This is a genomic window from Streptomyces piniterrae (genome assembly GCF_005048155.1).
Taxonomy (GTDB): domain Bacteria; phylum Actinomycetota; class Actinomycetes; order Streptomycetales; family Streptomycetaceae; genus Streptomyces; species Streptomyces piniterrae.
Genome location: NZ_SUMB01000004.1, coordinates 218,123 through 235,762 on the forward strand (window position 1 = coordinate 218,123; position 17,640 = coordinate 235,762).

A 17,640-nucleotide genomic window follows, 5' to 3' on the forward strand; every position below is an offset into this window, starting at 1 on the left:
GCGCGAGCCGGGGTGACAGGCGGGCGGCGGGTGGTTCCGCGCGTGACCGGGCAGAGCGTCGCAGCACCAGGTGGCAGACGGCCATCAGGGCGCCGGTCAGTAGCGCGCTGTGCCACAGCAGGGTGTCCAGCCGGTCTGCCGCGAGGTAGGCCCCCGCGGCCACGGCCGCCAGGGCGCACACGGCGCGGTCGACGATGCTCTCGACGGAGAGCAGGGTGGCGCGTGGTGTGCCAGGGTGAATGGCGTCGTTCACCAGCTTGCGCTGGAGCGGGTAGGCGAAGCCGCAGACGGTGGCGAACAGGCAGAGCAGGGCTATGACGGTCCACGGGCCGCCGAGGGCGAGACCTGCCAGCGTCGCAGCCATCGCGAGGCTGAGCACTGTCACCCAGGTCGCCGGCCGCAGCCGTGCGGTCAGCCATTGCGGGCGGGCCGAGGCCACCGCCTCGGCGACGGTCATGGCGGCCAGTACCGCGCCGTGTGAGCCTTCGCCGATGCCGTGGTCCAGCAGAACCGGCTGGAAGAGGTTGACCTGGCAGATGCGGGAGAGGGTGAAGACCGCCACGCCTTGCACCATGACCAGGGTGAGCCACGGGGTGGCGAGCAGGGTGCGCAGTGCCGCGGTGGCGTCGTGCAGGACTGCGGGCCGCCGGCGGTCCGGGCCAGCCGGGCGTGGGGAGGGGGCGGCTTGGGCCGGCAGGACCAGGGCGCAGAGCAGGGAGCCGGCGGCGCTGACGGCGCTCAGTGCGTACGGCGCGCCGTGTACGAGGTGCATGAGTGGGCCGACCAGCGGCCAGCACAGCACCTTCGCGCCCAGGCCCCACGCCCTCGCCTGTCCTTCGGCTTTCAGGTAGTGCTCGTCTGCGCCCTGGGCGCGCAGGCTGTCGTAGAGATACGCGCTGGCGGCGCCGGAGGTCAGCGAGCGACCGGCGGCGATCGCCAGGAAGTGCGCCAGGAAGCCGGTGTAGGTGGGGGCGAGGAGGGGGGCCAGGTTCGCCGCGGTCATCACCACGGCGCCGGCGCGCAGGCAGTTGCGGGCCCCGATGCGGTCGGCCACCAGCCCGGTCGGGATCTCGAACAGGCAGAAGGCGATGTAGTAGATGCTCTGGATGCCGAAGATCTGTCCGTCGGAGAGGCCCGCCTGCCGTTGGTAGGCGTAGAAGACCGGCATCCACCACAGGAGGTTGAACAGCAGCTGGAAGGCGTTGTTCAGGCGGATGATCCGGCGGGCTCGGGGGGCCAAAGGCTGGGGCTTACCGGTGGTGCCCGGGTGGGCGCTGCGGCGGTTCATCGCGCGTAGGGGCGGATCTGGACCAGGTGGAACGCGCCCTGATCGGTGCCGTCCTGATCGGCCATCAGCCACTCGATGTCGAGCGGACGGTCCACGTCCGATGCACTGAAGTGTGACTGGAGCAGCCGGCCGGCCAGGGCCAGGTGTGCCAGCCTCTCCCGGGTGGCGGCGGGCAGGTCCGTCTCGGACGAACCGAGCGCGACCGTGCGGCCGCCGCCCTCGACCGTGTTGTAGAGGTAGTGGAGGGGAAGCGCGCTGCCGTCGACGACGGTCTCGGGCGATCCGGGCGAGCAGTTGAGGCAGACGTTACGGAAGTCCGAGCGCTTGGTCGGGTTGCAGGTCACCAGCACTCCGCCGAGGGTGGCGGGCAGATACGGCTGGACGATCACGCCCATGTAGGTGTCGTCGAGGGAGATGCCCGCCTGGTGGCGGAGTCGGACGCTGCGCGGCGACAGCAGGGAGGCCCACACCTCGCGTACGGCGTCGAGGAGTTGGTCCGCGTTGTACACGGAGGTGACCGAGGTGTAGACGCCCGCCGCGGAGAAGCCGGGCAGGTCCTCGGCGTTGGCGGACGAGCGGACCACGAGACGGCGTCCGGCAGCCGGCCCGGTGGGCAGCGCCCGGAGGGTTTCGCGGGCCACCACGTCAGGCAGGGCGGTGGTGCGGACGAGTTGCTGCAACCGCAGGCAGAGCGGTTCCACGGTTTCGGCGGCGTCGCGGGCGAGGGCCGCCTTGAGCTGGACGATGCCATCGCGCAGGGCCGGGGAGGAGAGCAGGAAGCGGTGCTGCAGGCCGAACGGGAGGGCGATGCCGTCCGGTGCGCTGACGGTGCCGGCCACGAAGTCGGCCGCCGCGGTGCGGAGTTCGCCGGGGGCCGCCGGGTACGTGGTGCCGAGGCGGGCGGCCAGATGCCGGTAGAGGTCGGGGCGCGGCGGTCGCGGCCGCCCGTGGAAGGCGGTGAGGTCGGCGGTGCGGGCGTGCAGGACGTGGTGGAGCTCCCCGAGGTGGGCCGCCTTGGTGCCGTAGCGGTTCTGATCCGTGAGGCGCAGTCGGTGCAACGGCCGCGCGGAGAGGTCGTCCAGCAGCGGCGTCCGCAGCCGGATCCGCGGGCGGTGCGGGGCCGGTGCGGTCGGCACCGTCGCCGGGGCGAGCGGGACGAGGCTGATGTCGTCCTCGGTCACCCGGTAGCGGACCCAGCCGCCATCCAGGCTGTCGGATTCGAGGAGCCGGTCCAGGTCGCGGACGATGGCGTTGGGGATGCCCCAGCCGGCGGCGAGGACGTTGGTGTGCGAGAGCGGGGTGGTCGCCGCGGTGTTGATGAAGCCCGCGACGCGCGGCACATCGTCCGGCAGGCACGGCATGGCCACGATGTCGGAGCCGCCGAGTGGACCGGCCGCGGCTGCGTACTCCTCGGTGGTACGGAAGTGGCGGAGCCGACCGACGGCTTCGCCGGGGTTGAGGGGTGTGCGGGTGCGATGGCCGAAGAGCTCGTGGCTGAGGATCCGCGGCACCCGGACGTCGCTGATGGCGGCGAGAGCGTGCTCCTGACCGTGGTTCGCCGGCTTCAGCAGCAGCGACAGCCGGCCGTCGAGCCGGTGGCGCACGAAGGTGTAGAACTCCTCCAGCAAGGGGCCGTCCATCGTGTCGGCCTCGGTCGTCTCCAGGACGAGGAAGGGCCGGGGGCTGCCCTCGGTGTCCTGGTCGGTGTGTAAGGACAGCACGCCCAACAGGAAGCGGCGGTCGGGGGCCATGTAGACGGAGGCGTTGAAGGCGTCCAGGCAGGAGTCCAGTTCCGCCGGTTCCATGCCGAGGACTCGGGTGGCGATGTAGTCGACATGGAAGGGGTGGACGGCGGTGTCGAGCAGGTGCCAGGTGTCCTCGGCGCGGTCCACCACGACCTTGAGGTACGGGTGGCCGGCGAGGGAGCCGGCGAGGGTCCGGAACAGCGGCAGTGCGAGGTGTTCGCCGACGGCCGTGCGGTCGGTGACGGGACGTGGAGCGGCGGCCGGCGGGGCGATGGTGGTGTTCATGAGCGGGCCTCCGTGGCGTCGGCGAGGGGCAGGATCTTCGGCAGGGCGTGCACGAGGGCCTGGAAGTCGTGGAGCACGGTCCCGGGGTCGGTGGCGGACAGCAGGCAGAGCGCCGCCATCGTGTTGGCGCCCGCGGTCGGGTCGTACACCGGCACCGGAGCACCGTCGGGGAGCGAGTTGTCGGCCACCACGGACAGCCGGCTGCCGGCACTGAGCGGCAGCGCGTCCCGTACCGCCGGGAAATCCCAGACACGACGGTCCGGCCAGGCGTCACCAGCGGCGTCGACGGCGAGGACGACGAGCGAGCCGGCCGCACCACGCGCCTCCTGGAAGGTGAGGGTCCGGGCGGGCCATACGACCGGCCGCCCCAGCAGCTGGTCGACGAGCATGCCGATGAGATCCAGTCCGAAGACCTCCTCGATCTGGGGAACGGTCATCGCGCCGCCGAACCGTGCGGCGGTCTCGATCACCCACATCCGGCCGTCCGCCCCGAGCTTGATCTCCGTGTGGGTACCGCAGTTCTCCAGGCCCAGCGCGTCGACGGCGTCGCGCGCGAGAGCCACGATGCGCCGCTGGGCGTCGTCCGGCAGCGGCACGGGGGTGATGCCGGCGCGCTCGGTGAACGGCGCCACGGTCGGCATCCGGCCACTGAGACACACCGGACGGAACTCCCCGTCGGCGACGACGCCCTCGACGCTGACGTAGTCGCCCCAGCCGCTCTGGTCGAACCAGCCGTCGGCGGTGCCGGGGACGATCTCCTCGACGAGGAAGTCCCCGCCGGCTCCGGCCACGTGGAGTTCGGCGTAGCCCAGCTCGGCGGATTCGGCCATGACGGCGTTCGCCCGGTCCCAGGCCGCCGGTATCTCGTCGGTGGAGCGGATGATCTGGTGTGCGGTGGAGCCCGCGCTCCAGGCGGACTTCAGCAAGAGGGGGAGGCGGAGGGTGGCGGCGGCGTCGCGGAGTTCCTGTTCGTCGGCCACCGGGCGGAACCGCGGCTGGGCGATGCCCTGCTGCATCCAGGTGCGGCGCATCAGCCGCTTGTCGCGCGCGAGCGCGCTGGAGTCGCCGGCTCCGGCGAGGCCGAGTTTCGCGCAGGCCTCGGCGACCGCGACGACCGCGTACTCGGAGAAGGTGACGACCGCGTCCGCGCCGACGGCCTCGGCCCGGGAGACGATCAAGGACACCAGATCGTCCCCTTCACTCCCGGCGGGGCTCAGCACCGAGGCGCACAGCCGCTCGGCGACCGGAGCCGCGCTGGTGGGGAGCGTGCTGAGCGCCAGCAGGTGCACTGCGGACCTCGCGGCGACCCGTGACAGGGCATACCCCAGGGGCGGACCGCCCTTGGCATACACGAACAGCACCGTGCTCACTGGAATTCGACTCCTCTACAGGTGGGTTGGGGCCGTGCCCACTGGTAAACCGGGGCGGCCGACGGGCCCGGATCCGCTGTCCGTGCGCCGTACCTCAAGAGAAGCAGCCGAACGCCGCCCGATACGCCGCTGTGGGCTTCACGCACTCAGGCAAACGCCAGAGTTGTGGAGTTCGCCGTCAGCTGGTGAAGGTTCCGTGATGCTGTATGGCGTGGGGAGACGGGAAGATTCGGGCCGGCCGCCGGGGCTCATGCGTCCAGATAGGCCGAGAAGCGGGCATGTGGCCGGGCAGCTCCGGATACGCATGGCGGTGGCGCACCGTACGCGCCGCCATCGAACTCGTTGAACTCTTCTCCAAAGAGGGGCCGTTGTGGACGAGACCGGTCTGAAGTCGCTGCTCGAAGGCCTTCCGGTGTCCTGGTGGGAGGCCGACGGTGAACTGCGGGTGATCGACAGCGGAGGTGGCGCCTTCGGCGACACGAGGACCGCGCAGCGCTTCCTGGACACCGTGCGCCAGGGGCTGTCCGGCCCGTCCGCCTCCGGACTCAGCCACGGGCAGGCACAGTTCGACGGCCGGCTGTTCGACGTGAACTGGTGTCTTGGCGTACCGCGGCAGGGCCGGTCCCGCGGGCTCGCCGTAGAGGTGGGCACCAGCTCGACCGCCGACCGTCGATACGACGCCTTCGCCGACCTCGCCCCCGCCGCCGCCTTCATCCGGGACGCCGGCGGTCGCCACCTGTGGGCGAACCACGCCTACGCGCATCTGTACGGCACCACACCGGAGCACATCATCGGCAAACACATCGAGGAGGTCGACTCCCCCGTCGACGCGGCGCGCGTCCTCGCCCTCGACAAGGACGTCCTCACTCGCGGGAAGCCGGTGCGGCACACCCTCACCTACCACCGCCCGGACGGCAGCAGCGGGCAGGCGGCCGGCCATCGATTCCCTGTACAGGAGGGCACCGAGACCTGTGTGGCCGGCATCTATATCGACATCAGCGACTACACCCGCGCGCTCCACCAGCGTCGGGAGGCCGAGGAGAGCCTGTGCGCGCTGCGCGATCACAGTGGGCTGCCCTGCGTGCTCGTCTCCGCGGGCGGTCGGATCCAGCAGGCGAGCGCGGCAGCCGCCGAACTCCTCCAGATCCGACTGTCCGACCTGATCGGCCGCCGGGCCGACAGCATGCTGGCGCCCGCCTCGGAATCAGCTGGTCTGTGGCGCGGCTGGCGCGATCTGATAGCCCGCCGCAGCCGACGGATCCAGGCCTCCGCCGTACTCGTCGACGCCCACGGCCGGCAGCGCAGGGCCCGACTGCATCTGACGACGGTGGGTCGGGGCGCGGCCCGCGCCACCAGCGTGTGGGCGGTCGCCACCCCTCAGGGCATCGCGCACGAACCCCACCCCGCCCTGACGGCCAGTCAGGAACGCATCCTGTCGCTCCTGGCGGTCGGCCGCAGCAACGCGGAGATCGCCACCTCGCTGCATCTCTCCCGTCAGACCGTCGACTACCACCTCAGCCGTCTCCGGGACCTCCTGGACGCTCCCACCAGGTGCGCGCTGGTCGCCCGGGCCTACGCCCTCGGCATCCTCCTGCCGCAGTCCTGGCCCCCGCGTTCGGCGACTCGGCAGCAGTAGCAGCAGTGGCAGGCGGCAGTGGCAGTGGCACTAGCAAACCCTGCAGGTTTTCGCGACCGTAGGTTTTCGCGACCGCCTCCGCAGGATTTACCCCGGGAACTGGCGAACCCGCTTCCGGCCGTGCCGGATTTTCCCTTCAATGCTCTTGTTCCACGGCCGAGTGCCTTCTGGCGACCGGTCTCCCAAGCAGGCCGAGCGAGCCGAGCAAGAAGACACGGGGCGTCCCATGCACATACTCCGTTGGGCGGCAGCCACCGCCGTACTGGCCCTCGCACTGTCGGGGTGCGCGGAACCGAGGACGTCGCAGTCCGGCAAGGGGAAGGACGACGGAGGTGCGTCCGCGGCACAGGCACCGCATCCCGCCTACGCCCCCGCAGCCCTGCTCGGAAGAGTGCCGGGCATGCGGACTCAGGTGGTGAAGGACGAAACGCATCACGTTTATGCGGTCTGGCCCCAGCTTCCGGGCGCTACAGAGCTCAACGGCGCCATCAGCAAGGCGAGCCGTGCGGCCATCGCCACGTACACCTCGGACTACGGGACGCCGGCGACGGGCAACGGCCCTCACCCGGAGCTCAACAGATCGTGGCGCCTGGTCGCTTCCTCCGGCGAGGCACTGGGCCTGATCACTGAGGAGTACATCTTCGCAGGTGCCAGCGGCGCCGAGTCCTGGCGCACATGGTGGTACGACCTCGGCACCCACAAGCTCCGCCCCAACGCGGCACTCGTGAAGGACAGGAAAGCGCTGCGCGATGCGGTGCGGAAAGCCCTCCACGATCAAGGAACAGCCGTCATGGCGGAGGAATTCAAAAACGCCCTGCGCACCGACAGCATCCCCATGATGGCGTTCACGCGGGACGGCAGGCTCTTCGTGGCCTTCCAGGAAGGCCAGGTGGCCGCGTACGCCGAGGGGCGGGTGTCGGTGGCACTGCCGAAGGAGCAGACGGACGGGCTGCTCTCCACCTTCGGGAACACAGCGCGTGAGGCGGCCCTCACACCCAGTACACCACCGCTCGGCGACTCGACATCCGGGCCCCAGGATCCCGTGCCGAGCGCACCTCCCGCGCAGAATGTGGACTGCACGGTCAAGAAGTGCGTGGCGCTCACCTACGACGACGGGCCGGGCGCCCCCACCCGCGGGCTCCTCGACACCTTCGCACGTCAGAAGGCCGTAGCGACCTTCTTCGTCCTCGGCCAGCAGGTCAACACCTACCCCCAGACCCTCAAGGCCATCGTCGCCGGCGGCCATGAGATCGGCGTGCACACCTGGGACCACAAGGACCTGACCTCGCCCGGAATGTCCGCGTCGCTGGTTGGGGACGAGATCTCCCGCACCCTGGACGCGATCAAGCAGGCGGGCGTGCCGAAACCCGACCTCATGCGGCCCCCGTACGGAGCGACCAACTCGACGGTGCTCCAGCAGGCCCGCCGCCAGGGCCTGTCGCAGATCCTCTGGGACGTCGACACCAACGACTGGAAGGACCGCAACACCTCGATCGTGAGCCAGCGAGCCGTCTCCCAAGCCAGGTCCGGCTCGATCATCCTGATGCACGACATCCACCTGACCAGCGCAAACGCGGCCACCCACGTCATCAAGGGCCTCCGCGCCCGAGGCTTCACCCTGGTCACCGTGAGCCAACTGCTCGGCCAGACCAACCCGGGCCAGAGCTACTCCCGACGCTGAGCTTCGCCCGTGGCAGCCACCCTGTGTCGGCGTGGGCGCCATTTCGGGTGACCCGACGCATGCGCCGAGCCGCGTGGTGACATCAGTCGAATCGGGCGGCGAAGCGCCGCCGCAGGTCGGTGTAGTCCCAGGTGGGGAAGAGGCCGGGAAAGTGGTCCAGCATCGCCCCGAGGCCGGTGCGGATGTCCTTGAAGTACGGATCGGTGAAGGGGACCTCATCAGTGAACAGGTACTGCCACCCGTATGTTCCCTTGGTCAGCACCAACCGCTCCAGGTACCCGGTGTAGGTGAGGTCCAGCCGCACCAACTGCCGGCCCCACCCCTCGACCTCGTTCATGTCCATGTCGTAGTACCAAATTTCCAGCGGGTCGGTGTGCCGCTGGATCCGGATCGCCGCGAGCTGCCCTGCCGCCGTGAGCGGGGTGTTGTCGATGACACGCAACTCGGAGCAGAGTTCGGCGCCTGGCCAGCCGGAGGGGATCAGATCGGGCGGATGCTTGATCACTGCGCTGAACAGATCGGTGATGCGGAACTCGCCGCCCAGCTCCGGCAGATCCGCGCCGGGTGCGCTCCACCAGTGGTTGGCGAGCTCGGAGATGCGTGGGCTGTTCACGCACAGCTCCGAGCTGAGCACCACGCCGTCCCACTCAGGTAGGTAGCCGAACAGCGCCGGTGTCTTCTCGAAAATCTGGCCCAGCTCGCCGGTCAGCGACCGGTTCACCGTCAGGTGTGGGCAATCCTGCAACTCCTGCTGGGTCTTGAGCAGCCGTTGCTCGATCGGGGTGGGAGTACGCATGGGCCGACCCTAGCCAGGTGGCGTCATCCTCGCCCGCACTCCCCGTACTCAGCGCCGAGGCACTTTCCCATAGGAAACCACTATCTGGAAGATACTAGGTTTGTGGTGTCAGCGAGCGGGCCGGCAGTGAGCCGGACCGCTCGGCGATCAGCTGGCTGCCCGTCCTGCCGACGGGCCGTCCGCACCACCGAAAGAGGCACCACCATGGCGTTCCCCGCGCTGCCCGAGCGTGCTGGTGACCGGCCCGAGACCGGGCCCGAGGTCCCGCACCTGCAGCTCACCCAGCTCAGCCCGCCGCAGATCAAGGAGGCACTGCGGCGCTGGATGGCCACCGCACTCCCCGGCACCGTCTCAGGCCGCAGCGAGATCTCCGTCCCCAGCACCTGGGCCATCTTCCTCAACGATGTCGCCCCGGCCGGCGGTGCCCGGCTGTTCCTGCCGCGCGGGGACGCGGAGTTCGTGCACCTGCACGCCGACGGCAGCCTGCACCTGGCCCTGGACCCGGCCGACCACGCCGCGTTCCTGGCCTCCGGATGGGGCGAGAAACACCCGCTCTACCACCGCGGCGCCAATGTCGTCATGTTCTACGCCCCGCGCGACGAGGCCGAGGTGGAGGTGGCCAAGAAGGTCATCGACGCTTCCTACCGTTACGCCACCGGTCACGCGCCGACCGCCGGGCCCGCTGCGGCCTGACCGCTTTCCCCCACCGTCGCCAGGCCCGCGGTGCGAGTGACCGGCACGGTCAACGCGCCCCCTGCCGAGGGTTCCCGTGAAGGAATGTCGGCCCCTGTATGGCATCGACGCCGTCACCTCACCCTCACCGCACGAGCCCGGCCTGCGGATCCGCCCCGCCCATTTCCCATTCTCCATCCCCATCCCCATCCCCATCCCCATCAGCAAAGGCTTCTCCATGTCCTACCTGCTTCACATCGACTCGTCCTCGATCGGCGCCGATTCGGTGTCGTCCCAGGTCGCCCAGTCCTTCCGGGGCACCTGGGATGGGTCGGTCGTCCACCGTGACCTGGCCGCCTCGCCCGTACCCCACCTGGACGCAGCGGGCATCGCCTCCTGGGGCACCGACCCCGCCCGGCACACTCCGGAACAAGCCGCGGCCGCGGCCGTCCAGGACGAACTCATCGAGGAGTTCCTCGGCGCGAGCGGCTACCTGTTCACCGTGCCGATGTACAACCTCACGATGCCTTCGGTGTTCAAGGCATGGCTGGACCAGGTCATCGTCAAGGGCCGCACTTTCGGCTTCGCCGACGGTCCCGCGGCGTCCGGCCGTCCGGCCCTGGTGATCTCGGCACGCGGCGGCGGTTACGGCCCCGGCACCCCCAACCACGGCAAGGACTTCGTCGTGCCCGCGCTGGAGACGATCCTGCACGATCTGCTCGGCCTCGAAGTCACCTCGCTGACGCCCGAGTTGACCATGGCGCCCGTCGTCCCGGCACTGACCCACCTGGTCCCGCTCCACGAGGCATCCCTGACCGACGCGCACCAGGAAGCCCGCCAGCAGGGTGAGAAGTTCCGCGGCCAGGTCGCCGCCTGACCGGTTCCGGTGCCTCTCGCCCGCTGCCACTCCCCCTCACGCACTACTCACACGCCACACTCACACCCACGGAGAATTCCCATGCCCAAGATCACCGCTGGAAAGGTCCTGCTGACTCTCACCTCACTGGTCACCATGACCGGTGCCTATATCGCGGACTGGAACGAGACCCACATCTACAACCCCAACTGGCCACCGCACGCCAAGTTCCACAACGCCCAGACCATGAGCATGGGCGCCGCACTCGGATTGCTGGGCCTGTACCTACTGTGGGTGCACCGCGGCGTATGGACGCGCTCCCTCGTCCAGGTCATCGTCGTGACCGAGTCGCTGTACTGGATCACCCAGCTGTCGGCGATCCTCTACCCCGGCACCGCCCTCGTCGACGGCGACTGGGTTCCGCCCATCCAGCCGGCCCTCGCCACAACCATGCTGGCCCTCAACGCACTTGCGTACTTCCTTGAGCACCGACGGCTGGAACAGCGCATCGCCTAGATGTACGGATCGATGTGTTGATCACGGGCGTTGTCAACGCCGGCGGCAGACGGCTGCTGGTTCAACGTGTCCGCTCGGGACGCGCCCCATCGCCCACCACGCCTCACTCCATCTCGCCGCCATCCTCATCGGGACACGACGATGACCATGGAGCGAGGCAGAAATCAGGCCTTACGCGGCTTCGGGAGGGCTTCGCGCAGGCGGTCCAGGAGTACCCGGGCCGCGGGGCTGGAGGGACCGGTGGCCTGCCAGGCGAGCGCGATGCAGGCGCGCATCTCGGGCTGGACGATCCGCAGGGTGCGGAGCTGTCCGTGGAGGGCGGACTCGTCCTCGCCGGCTGGTAGCACGGCAATGCCGAGGCCCCGCGCGGCGAGCTGTACGAGCACGTGTGGGGCTGCCGCCTCGAACGTGACGCGGGGCCGGAATCCTGCCTGCGCACAACCGCGTTCGAGCGCCGCGCGCACCCCGGTGCCGCGCGGCAGGCAGATCAGCGGTCGATCCCGCAGATCGGCAAGCGGGACGCTCGTGCCGTCGACGCAGTCGAGAAGCGGATCGCCGGGGGCAACAGCGGCAACGAGCGGGACATCGATCACCGTCTGGAAGGCCGCTCCGGGTGGTGGCACCTCCTCTGCCGTTCCGAGGAGGGCGATGTCGAGCTCGCCGGCCAGGAGCGCGGCCTGCATCCGCTCCGTTGTGTCCTCGGTGAGTGCCACCTCCACCGAGGGGTGGTCCTCGTGGAAGTCCGCGAGGAAGGCGGCGATGTCGAAGGCGTGGCCGGTGGCGCCGGAGACCAGACCGAGGGTGACCCGGCCGCGTAGCAGGCCCGTGTACGCATCCACCGTCTGCTGCACCGCGTCCGCGGCGGCCAGTGCGGCGCGGGCGTAGGGAAGGACCGCCCGGCCCACCTCGGTCGGGGTGACCGATCGGCCGGAGCGGTCGAGCAGGGGCTGGCCCAGCTCGTTCTCCAGCTGGCGGATCTGGGCGCTGAGGCCGGGCTGGGCCAGATGCAGCCGGGCGGCGGCTCGGGTGAAACTGCCCTCCTCGACGATGCAGACGAGGTAGCGCAGCTGACGAAGCTCCATAACTAATGATTCTAGGGTGGAGAAGAACTATCTATTGGAGTTATCGCTCGACAGGCCGCAGGCTTGATCACATGGGGAACGCGAGAGCCCGCAAGGGTAGGAAAACCGAGGTCAGGGCCGCGATCGCGGCGGAACGGCAAGAACTGGCCGACCTGTTCGACACTCTGCGAATCGAGCAGTGGAACGAGCAGAGCCTCTGCGCGGGATGGCGAGTGCGTGAAGTCGCGGCGCATATGTCGATGGGGTTCCGGCTCTCCTTGCCTGCGACGCTCGGCGAGTTGGTCAAGGCGCGCGGGAACCTTCACCGCATGACCGATCGGGTCGCGCGCAGGGATGCAGCCGTCCATTCCACCACCGCACTCGGCGCCTTCCTGCGGGACAACGCCCACCACCCCTGGACGCCACCGGTTGGCGGGTTCGCGGCGGCGCTCGGCCACGACGTGGTGCACGGGCTGGACATCACCGTCGCCCTCGGCCTCGACCGACGCGTCCCCGAGGACCGGTTGCACATCCTTCTCGACGAGATCCGGCCCAGCAGCCTGAAGTTCTTCGGCGCCGACCTCGACGGAGTGCGGCTGTGCGCCGAGGACCTCGACTGGTCGTACGGCACCGGTTCGCCCGTGTACGGCGCCGCCCAGGATCTCCTGTTGCTGGCCTACGGCCGCAGACTTCCGGCCGGTCGGCTCCGAGGAGAACCGAGCCACCGTTTCAACCGACCCGCCCACGGAGCATGAACCGCATGCGCACCCGGCTCATCCTGGGCATAGCCCTGCTGTCCACTGGTCTGCTCGCCGGAGCCTTCGGCTACGGGGCCGCCAATCTCGTCCCGACCTTCAACTCCGTGCCGATCGACATGAGACTCGACTTCCACACCGAGCTGATGAAGATGAACGGGATCACTATGCAGGGGGCGATGGCGGTCTCGGCTCTCAGCGCCCTCGCCCTGGCTGCCCTGACACGCGAACGGGCCCGCGTACTCGCAGCCACGGCAGGGCTCCTGACCGTCGCGTCCTTCCTGATCACCCGGTTCGGGAACGTCCCGATCAACGGTCGTATCAAGGAGTGGGCCGCCACAGCGCCGCCGGCCGACTATGCGGAGATCCTGCGCCGCTGGGAGCTGTTCAACGATGCCCGCACCTGCACCGCCATAGTTGCGTTCGCCATCCTGATCTCTCTTGCCCTGCGCCGGACAAGCGAACGGCCAAACATCGCCGAACCCGCCATGGCCGTCTCGAACCCTGGTGCGTCGACGTCCGGCCCGCCCGTATAAGTCGGCGTCCGGCCCGCCTGTGTGTGTAGAGGGGGGCGCGATCCGTCCCCGATCGCCAGGACAGCCCCGATGAGCTGCATTCGACACCTCATCGGGGCTGTCACTTTTTGACCATAAGCCGTCGTCGACGGACCCGGACACGATTCCGCCCTGACCATAGCGTTGAGCTCATCGCCCCGACCCCGGCATCGAGCCCGGTGACGGAAAATGGAAAGGACGCGTGATGAGCTCCGCGAAGCGCACCCAACTCACCTACGTCTTCGACGCCTACTGCGGCTGGTGCTACGGCTTCGGCCCGGCCCTGCACGAATTCGCCGCGGCCAACGCCGAGCGGAGCGACCTGCGAGTGCTGTCGGGCGGGCTGTTCACCGGCCCGCGCGCCCTGCCGGTGTCGGCCTACCCGCACATCCCCGGTGCCAACGCCCGCATCAGCGAGCTGACCGGCGTGACCTTCGGCCCGGCCTACGGGCGGGTCCTTGCCGAGGGCACCCTGGTGATGGACTCGGCCGACGCGGCCACCGGCCTGGTCGCACTGCGCAACCAGCCGGGTACGAGCGCGCTGGCCGCGGCCGCGGCCATGCAGCGCGCCTGGTACATCGACGGCCGCAGTCTCTCCGACGCGCAGGTGTACCGGGACATCGCCGCCGAGCTGGGGCTGGACGCCGAAGCGGTGGTCGCCGCGTACGAATCTCCCACCACCCGCGCTCAGGCCGAGGCCGACTTCCGCGAGGTGCGCCGCCTGGGTGTCGAGGGCTATCCGACGCTGTTGCTGCACACCGCGCACGGGACCGATCGCCTGGGCGGCCCGCTCTCCACCTCCGACGCCCTGACCCGCGCCCTCGACCAGCACAGCGCCGTCATGGCCACCTGAACCACCCCGCACCTCAACCCAGTTCGTCGCGCGAAGGTCGTCACACGAAAGTCGTCACGCGAACTGCCCGCCCCTCCCCCTTTCACGAAAGGCAGGACCCCATGTCCGCACTGAGCTACACCGTGCACACGGCCGGCGCCACAGGCCTGCACAAGTCATCCGTACTGATCAGCGGTGATCGTGAGGCGCTGTTGGTCGACGGCCAGTTCACGCTCGCCGAGCAGCACCGGGTCCTCGCGGACATCATCGACAGCGGTAAGGATCTGACCGCGGTCGTCGTCACCGCCTCCGACCCGGACTACTACTTCGGCCTTGAGGTGATCAGGCGGGCGTTCCCCAAGGTCAGGATCGTCGCCACGGCCACCACCATGGAAAGGATCAAGGCAAGCTGGGAATCCAAGCTCCGCACCTGGGCCCATCTGGGCAAGAACCTCCCCGGCGAGGTCATCATCCCCGAGGTGCTGAAGGAGGACCGCGTCAGCATCGAGGGACACGACTTCGAGATCCGCGGCGGTCACCCGGACCTGGTCTGGCGCACCGAGTACCTGTGGCAGCCCGAGGACCGAGCGGTCGTCGGCGGTGTCCTGCTCTTCGCCGGACTGCATGTGTGGACCGCGGACACCGCCACGGCGCGCGAACGCCTCGCCTGGGCCGAGACACTGGCCGAACTGGAGCGGCTGGAACCGCGCTACGTCGTCGCCGGCCACCGCTCCGCGGATTCCGCCACCGACGCCTCCGTCATTGCCTTCACCCGTGCCTACCTGGCCGAGTTCGAGGAGGAGCTGGCCAAGAGCGGCAACAGTGCCAAGGCGTTGGAGGCCGCGATGCTCCGACGCCACCCGGACCTGGGCCTCCAGGTCGCGGCGGAGCTGGGCTCCAAGGTCGCCACCGGCGAGATGACCTGGGGCTGACCATGCGGAGGGGCATAGCTCAGAAGCAGTCCGCTGGCATGTCGAGGGTGGTGCGGTCGAGGCTTTCCAGCAGCGCGAACTGCGCCTCCGTCCTGGGCAGTTCGTACCGGAAGAAGTACTGACCCGCCCGGCGCTTGCCCTCGTAGAAGGAGCCGCTGCGTCCGGCGGCGGCCAACATCTGCTCCAGCCACATCCAGGCAACCACGACGTGTCCCACGGCCTCCAGATAGACCGAGGCGTTGGCGAGGGCGGTCTCGGCGTCCCCGGCCTTCCACAGACGCCGCGTCACGGCGGCGACGCGGGCGACGGAGGCGTCCAACTGCCGTCCGAAGCCGGCGACCTGGTCGTCCGCGGCCGCCGCACGGGCGGTGGTCATGGAGACGGTGTCGATGAGCAGGCGGAGTCCCGCGCCGCCGTCCATGACGACCTTTCGGCCCAGCAGGTCGAGGCCGTGGACGCCGTGCGTCCCCTCGTGGATGGGGTTGAGGCGGTTGTCCCGGTAGAACTGCTCGACGTTGTACTCGCGGGTGTAGCCGTAACCGCCGTGGACCTGGATGGCAAGGTTGTTGGCCTCCAGGCACCACTGCGAGGGCCAGCTCTTGGCGATCGGGGTGAGCATGTCCAGCAGAAGCCCTGCCCTGGCCCGCTCGTCGTCCGTCGGGGCGGTGCGCTCGTCGTCCAGCAGCCGCCCGCAGTACAGGATGAGAGCCAGTGCGCCTTCGACGTACGACTTCTGGGCGAGGAGCATGCGCCGGACATCGGGATGCCCGACGATCGGGATCTGGGGGGTGGTGGCGTCCTTGGCCATGAGCGGGCGCCCCTGGGGCCGGGTGCGCGCGTAGTCCAGGGCGTGCAGATAGCCGGTGTAGCCGAGCGCTGTGGCACCGAGTCCGACACCGATGCGGGCCTCGTTCATCATGTGGAACATGTAGGACAGTCCGCGGTGGGGCTCCCCGACCACGAAGCCGACGGCACCGGGTGCCCCACCGGGCCGGAAGGCGCCCTCACCGAAGTTCAGCAGCGTGTTGGTCGTCCCTCGATACCCCATCTTGTGATTGAGGCCGGCCAGGACGACGTCGTTGCGCTCGCCGAGCGTCCCGTCGGCCCCCACCAGGACCTTGGGGACGATGAAGAGCGAGAGTCCCTTCACCCCGGGCGGGCCGCCGGGGATCCTGGCCAGGACCAGGTGGACGATGTTCTCCGTCAGTTCGTGGTCGCCACCCGAGATCCACATCTTGTTGCCGAACAGGCGGTAGGTGCCGTCATCGGCCGGTTCCGCGCGGGTGCGCACATCAGCCAGCGAGGAGCCCGCCTGTGGCTCCGACAGGCACATGGTCCCGGAGAAGCGGCCCTCGACCATCGGGCGGACATAGGTGTCGATCTGCTCGGGAGTGCCGTGGGCCTGCAGCAGGTTGGCGTTGCCGATGGTGAGGAAGGGGTAGGCGGCCGTTCCCACGTTGGCTGCCTGGAACCAGGCGAAGCAGGCGTTGGCCACCACGCTGGGCAACTGCATGCCGCCCACCTCGTGGTCCATGCCTCCGCCGATCAGCCCGGCGCCGGCGAAGACCTTCAGGGCCTCTTCGACTTCCGGGATGATGTGCACCCGCTCGCCGTCGAAGCGCGGCTCCTGGGCGTCGTTCTTCTTGTTGTGCGGGGCGAAGTGCCGGGCGGCGATCGTCTCGCTGAGGTCCAGTACCGCGTCGAAGGTTTCGCGCGAGTGGTCGGCGAAGCGGGGGCGCGCGGTCAGGGATTCAACGTCGAGCCACTCGTGCAGCAGGAAGTCGAGGTCTCGACGGGAGAGCAGGAGGGAGGCCATGGTCCTCTTCTTCTCGGGTTCGGGTTGCTTGCGTGAGGGGGGTGTGGAGCTGTCGCCGGCCGGTCAGACCGTGGTGCCGATGCCGCCGTCGACCGGGATGACGGCGCCTGTGACGTAGGCGCCCGCACGGCTGGCCAGATAGACGGCGACGCCCGCCATGTCGTCCGGTCGCCCGATCCGGCGCAGCGGAGCCGCCTCCGCGATCGCCTCGCCCACGGCGTCCAGGGTCGCGGCCATCATCTTCGACTCGAAGGGGCCGGGCGCGATGGCGTTCACGGTGATGCCCTGTGGCCCGAGCTCCTTGGCCAGCACGCGGGTGAGGTGGTGCAGGCCCGCCTTGCTGGCCGCGTAGGAGTAGGCCGAGACCGGGCTGACGTGCAGGCCGTCGATGGATCCGACGTTGATGATCCGCGCAGGGTCCTCCGCCGACCCGCCGGCGCGCAGCTTCGGCAGGAGGGCCTGGGTGAGCAGGAAGGGGCTGCGCAGGTTGAGGTCCATCACCTTGTCCCAGCCGCTGACCGGGAACTCGTCCAGGGGCGCACCCCAGGTGGCGCCGGCGTTGTTCACCAGGATGTGCAGCTGCTCCTCCCGCTCGCCGATGTCTGCGGCGAGTCGGTGGCACTCCTCCTCGCGCGACAGGTCGGCGGGCAGCGCGACCGCCTGGCCGGGACCGGAGAGCTCGCGCACGGCCTCCTCGCAGGCTTCCGCCTTGCGCGAGCTGATGTAGACCTTGGCTCCCGCTTCGACCAGGCCCCGGGCGATCATCAGGCCGATGCCGCGGGAGCCGCCGGTCACGAGGGCGGTTTTGCCGGAGAGGGAGAACAGTGAGGTCATGGTGGACTCCT

Annotated in this window: 15 protein-coding genes and 1 pseudogene; 9 read left to right on the top strand and 7 right to left on the bottom strand. The window is 69.6% G+C overall.

The annotated features are described in order from the left end of the window. Nucleotides 1-40: 40 nt before the first annotated feature. The 3 genes and pseudogenes from FCH28_RS13640 to FCH28_RS13650 form a co-directional block, all read right to left on the bottom strand. Nucleotides 41-1,288 (bottom strand): annotated as a pseudogene (locus FCH28_RS13640) (MFS transporter); the annotation flags it as partial. After that, nucleotides 1,285-3,318 carry a PEP/pyruvate-binding domain-containing protein gene (locus FCH28_RS13645; RefSeq protein WP_136740145.1) on the bottom strand — a complete coding sequence of 678 codons (2,034 nt, stop codon included), beginning with the start codon at nt 3,316-3,318 and terminating at the stop codon, nt 1,285-1,287. The gene FCH28_RS13645 and the pseudogene FCH28_RS13640, both read right to left, overlap by 4 nt. Continuing rightward, on the bottom strand, nt 3,315-4,688 hold the full coding sequence (locus FCH28_RS13650) for an ATP-grasp domain-containing protein (protein ID WP_136740146.1): 1,374 nt from the start codon (nt 4,686-4,688) through the stop codon (nt 3,315-3,317). Before FCH28_RS13650 ends, FCH28_RS13645 begins: the two co-directional genes overlap by 4 nt. A 370-nt stretch (nt 4,689-5,058) precedes the next feature. On the opposite strand from FCH28_RS13650, the gene FCH28_RS13655 reads away from it, so the two are divergent. Both FCH28_RS13655 and FCH28_RS13660 read left to right on the top strand, forming a co-directional pair. Further along, nucleotides 5,059-6,324: a helix-turn-helix transcriptional regulator gene (locus FCH28_RS13655; protein WP_136740147.1), complete on the top strand. Its 1,266-nt coding sequence runs from the start codon at nt 5,059-5,061 to the stop codon at nt 6,322-6,324. A gap of 226 nt (nt 6,325-6,550) precedes the next feature. Next, nucleotides 6,551-8,005 carry a polysaccharide deacetylase family protein gene (locus tag FCH28_RS13660; RefSeq protein ID WP_169314145.1) on the top strand — a complete coding sequence of 485 codons (1,455 nt, stop codon included), beginning with the start codon at nt 6,551-6,553 and terminating at the stop codon, nt 8,003-8,005. 82 nt (nt 8,006-8,087) lie between these two features. Here FCH28_RS13660 and FCH28_RS13665 read toward each other — a convergent pair whose 3' ends face one another. Beyond that, the gene (locus FCH28_RS13665) at nt 8,088-8,801 is read right to left on the bottom strand and encodes a hypothetical protein (protein WP_136740149.1); all 714 of its coding nucleotides are present in this window, start codon (nt 8,799-8,801) and stop codon (nt 8,088-8,090) included. A 204-nt stretch (nt 8,802-9,005) separates the two neighbouring features. Here FCH28_RS13665 and FCH28_RS13670 point away from each other — a divergent pair, with 204 nt between their 5' ends. The 3 genes from FCH28_RS13670 to FCH28_RS13680 all read left to right on the top strand — a co-directional run bounded on the left by FCH28_RS13670 (nt 9,006) and on the right by FCH28_RS13680 (nt 10,845). Continuing rightward, a complete protein-coding gene (locus FCH28_RS13670; RefSeq protein ID WP_136740150.1) occupies nt 9,006-9,494 on the top strand; it encodes a luciferase domain-containing protein in 489 nt (162 codons plus the stop codon). A gap of 217 nt (nt 9,495-9,711) precedes the next feature. After that, a complete protein-coding gene (locus FCH28_RS13675; RefSeq protein ID WP_136740151.1) occupies nt 9,712-10,350 on the top strand; it encodes an FMN-dependent NADH-azoreductase in 639 nt (212 codons plus the stop codon). Between the two features lie 81 nt (nt 10,351-10,431). Further along, nucleotides 10,432-10,845: a DUF6640 family protein gene (locus FCH28_RS13680; protein WP_136740152.1), complete on the top strand. Its 414-nt coding sequence runs from the start codon at nt 10,432-10,434 to the stop codon at nt 10,843-10,845. Nucleotides 10,846-11,009: 164 nt separating this feature from the next. Here FCH28_RS13680 and FCH28_RS13685 read toward each other — a convergent pair whose 3' ends face one another. After that, complete coding sequence (locus FCH28_RS13685) at nt 11,010-11,927, bottom strand: LysR family transcriptional regulator (RefSeq protein WP_136740153.1); 918 nt, start codon at nt 11,925-11,927, stop codon at nt 11,010-11,012. A 71-nt stretch (nt 11,928-11,998) separates the two neighbouring features. On the opposite strand from FCH28_RS13685, the gene FCH28_RS13690 reads away from it, so the two are divergent. From FCH28_RS13690 to FCH28_RS13705, 4 genes are all read left to right on the top strand, one after another. Further along, nucleotides 11,999-12,661, top strand: coding sequence for a maleylpyruvate isomerase family mycothiol-dependent enzyme (locus FCH28_RS13690; protein WP_136740154.1), 663 nt, complete (start codon nt 11,999-12,001; stop codon nt 12,659-12,661). 5 nt (nt 12,662-12,666) lie between these two features. Further along, complete coding sequence (locus FCH28_RS13695) at nt 12,667-13,197, top strand: anthrone oxygenase family protein (RefSeq protein ID WP_136740155.1); 531 nt, start codon at nt 12,667-12,669, stop codon at nt 13,195-13,197. 223 nt (nt 13,198-13,420) lie between these two features. Then, on the top strand, nt 13,421-14,068 hold the full coding sequence (locus FCH28_RS13700; protein WP_136740156.1) for a DsbA family protein: 648 nt from the start codon (nt 13,421-13,423) through the stop codon (nt 14,066-14,068). A gap of 101 nt (nt 14,069-14,169) precedes the next feature. Further along, the gene (locus FCH28_RS13705) at nt 14,170-14,979 is read left to right on the top strand and encodes an MBL fold metallo-hydrolase (RefSeq protein ID WP_136740157.1); all 810 of its coding nucleotides are present in this window, start codon (nt 14,170-14,172) and stop codon (nt 14,977-14,979) included. Between the two features lie 19 nt (nt 14,980-14,998). On the opposite strand, the gene FCH28_RS13710 is transcribed toward FCH28_RS13705, so the two are convergent. Then, nucleotides 14,999-16,795: an acyl-CoA dehydrogenase gene (locus FCH28_RS13710; protein ID WP_136740158.1), complete on the bottom strand. Its 1,797-nt coding sequence runs from the start codon at nt 16,793-16,795 to the stop codon at nt 14,999-15,001. Nucleotides 16,796-16,858: 63 nt separating this feature from the next. Continuing rightward, nucleotides 16,859-17,629 (bottom strand): SDR family oxidoreductase, encoded by a 771-nt coding sequence (locus FCH28_RS13715; RefSeq protein ID WP_136740159.1) that lies wholly within the window; start codon nt 17,627-17,629, stop codon nt 16,859-16,861. Nucleotides 17,630-17,640: the final 11 nt, after the last annotated feature.

Excerpts from the sequence above, each read along its gene's own strand:
- FCH28_RS13685 (WP_136740153.1), bottom strand. The coding sequence starts at position 11,927 with ATGGAGCTTCGTCAGCTGCGCTACCTCGTCTGCATCGTCGAGGAGGGC.
- FCH28_RS13665 (WP_136740149.1), bottom strand. The coding sequence starts at position 8,801 with ATGCGTACTCCCACCCCGATCGAGCAACGGCTGCTCAAGACCCAGCAG.
- FCH28_RS13695 (WP_136740155.1), top strand. The coding sequence starts at position 12,667 with ATGCGCACCCGGCTCATCCTGGGCATAGCCCTGCTGTCCACTGGTCTG.
- FCH28_RS13705 (WP_136740157.1), top strand. The coding sequence starts at position 14,170 with ATGTCCGCACTGAGCTACACCGTGCACACGGCCGGCGCCACAGGCCTG.
- FCH28_RS13710 (WP_136740158.1), bottom strand. The coding sequence starts at position 16,795 with ATGGCCTCCCTCCTGCTCTCCCGTCGAGACCTCGACTTCCTGCTGCAC.
- FCH28_RS13660 (WP_169314145.1), top strand. The coding sequence starts at position 6,551 with ATGCACATACTCCGTTGGGCGGCAGCCACCGCCGTACTGGCCCTCGCA.
- FCH28_RS13645 (WP_136740145.1), bottom strand. The coding sequence starts at position 3,318 with ATGAACACCACCATCGCCCCGCCGGCCGCCGCTCCACGTCCCGTCACC.
- FCH28_RS13715 (WP_136740159.1), bottom strand. The coding sequence starts at position 17,629 with ATGACCTCACTGTTCTCCCTCTCCGGCAAAACCGCCCTCGTGACCGGC.
- FCH28_RS13680 (WP_136740152.1), top strand. The coding sequence starts at position 10,432 with ATGCCCAAGATCACCGCTGGAAAGGTCCTGCTGACTCTCACCTCACTG.
- FCH28_RS13690 (WP_136740154.1), top strand. The coding sequence starts at position 11,999 with ATGGGGAACGCGAGAGCCCGCAAGGGTAGGAAAACCGAGGTCAGGGCC.
- FCH28_RS13670 (WP_136740150.1), top strand. The coding sequence starts at position 9,006 with ATGGCGTTCCCCGCGCTGCCCGAGCGTGCTGGTGACCGGCCCGAGACC.
- FCH28_RS13675 (WP_136740151.1), top strand. The coding sequence starts at position 9,712 with ATGTCCTACCTGCTTCACATCGACTCGTCCTCGATCGGCGCCGATTCG.
- FCH28_RS13700 (WP_136740156.1), top strand. The coding sequence starts at position 13,421 with ATGAGCTCCGCGAAGCGCACCCAACTCACCTACGTCTTCGACGCCTAC.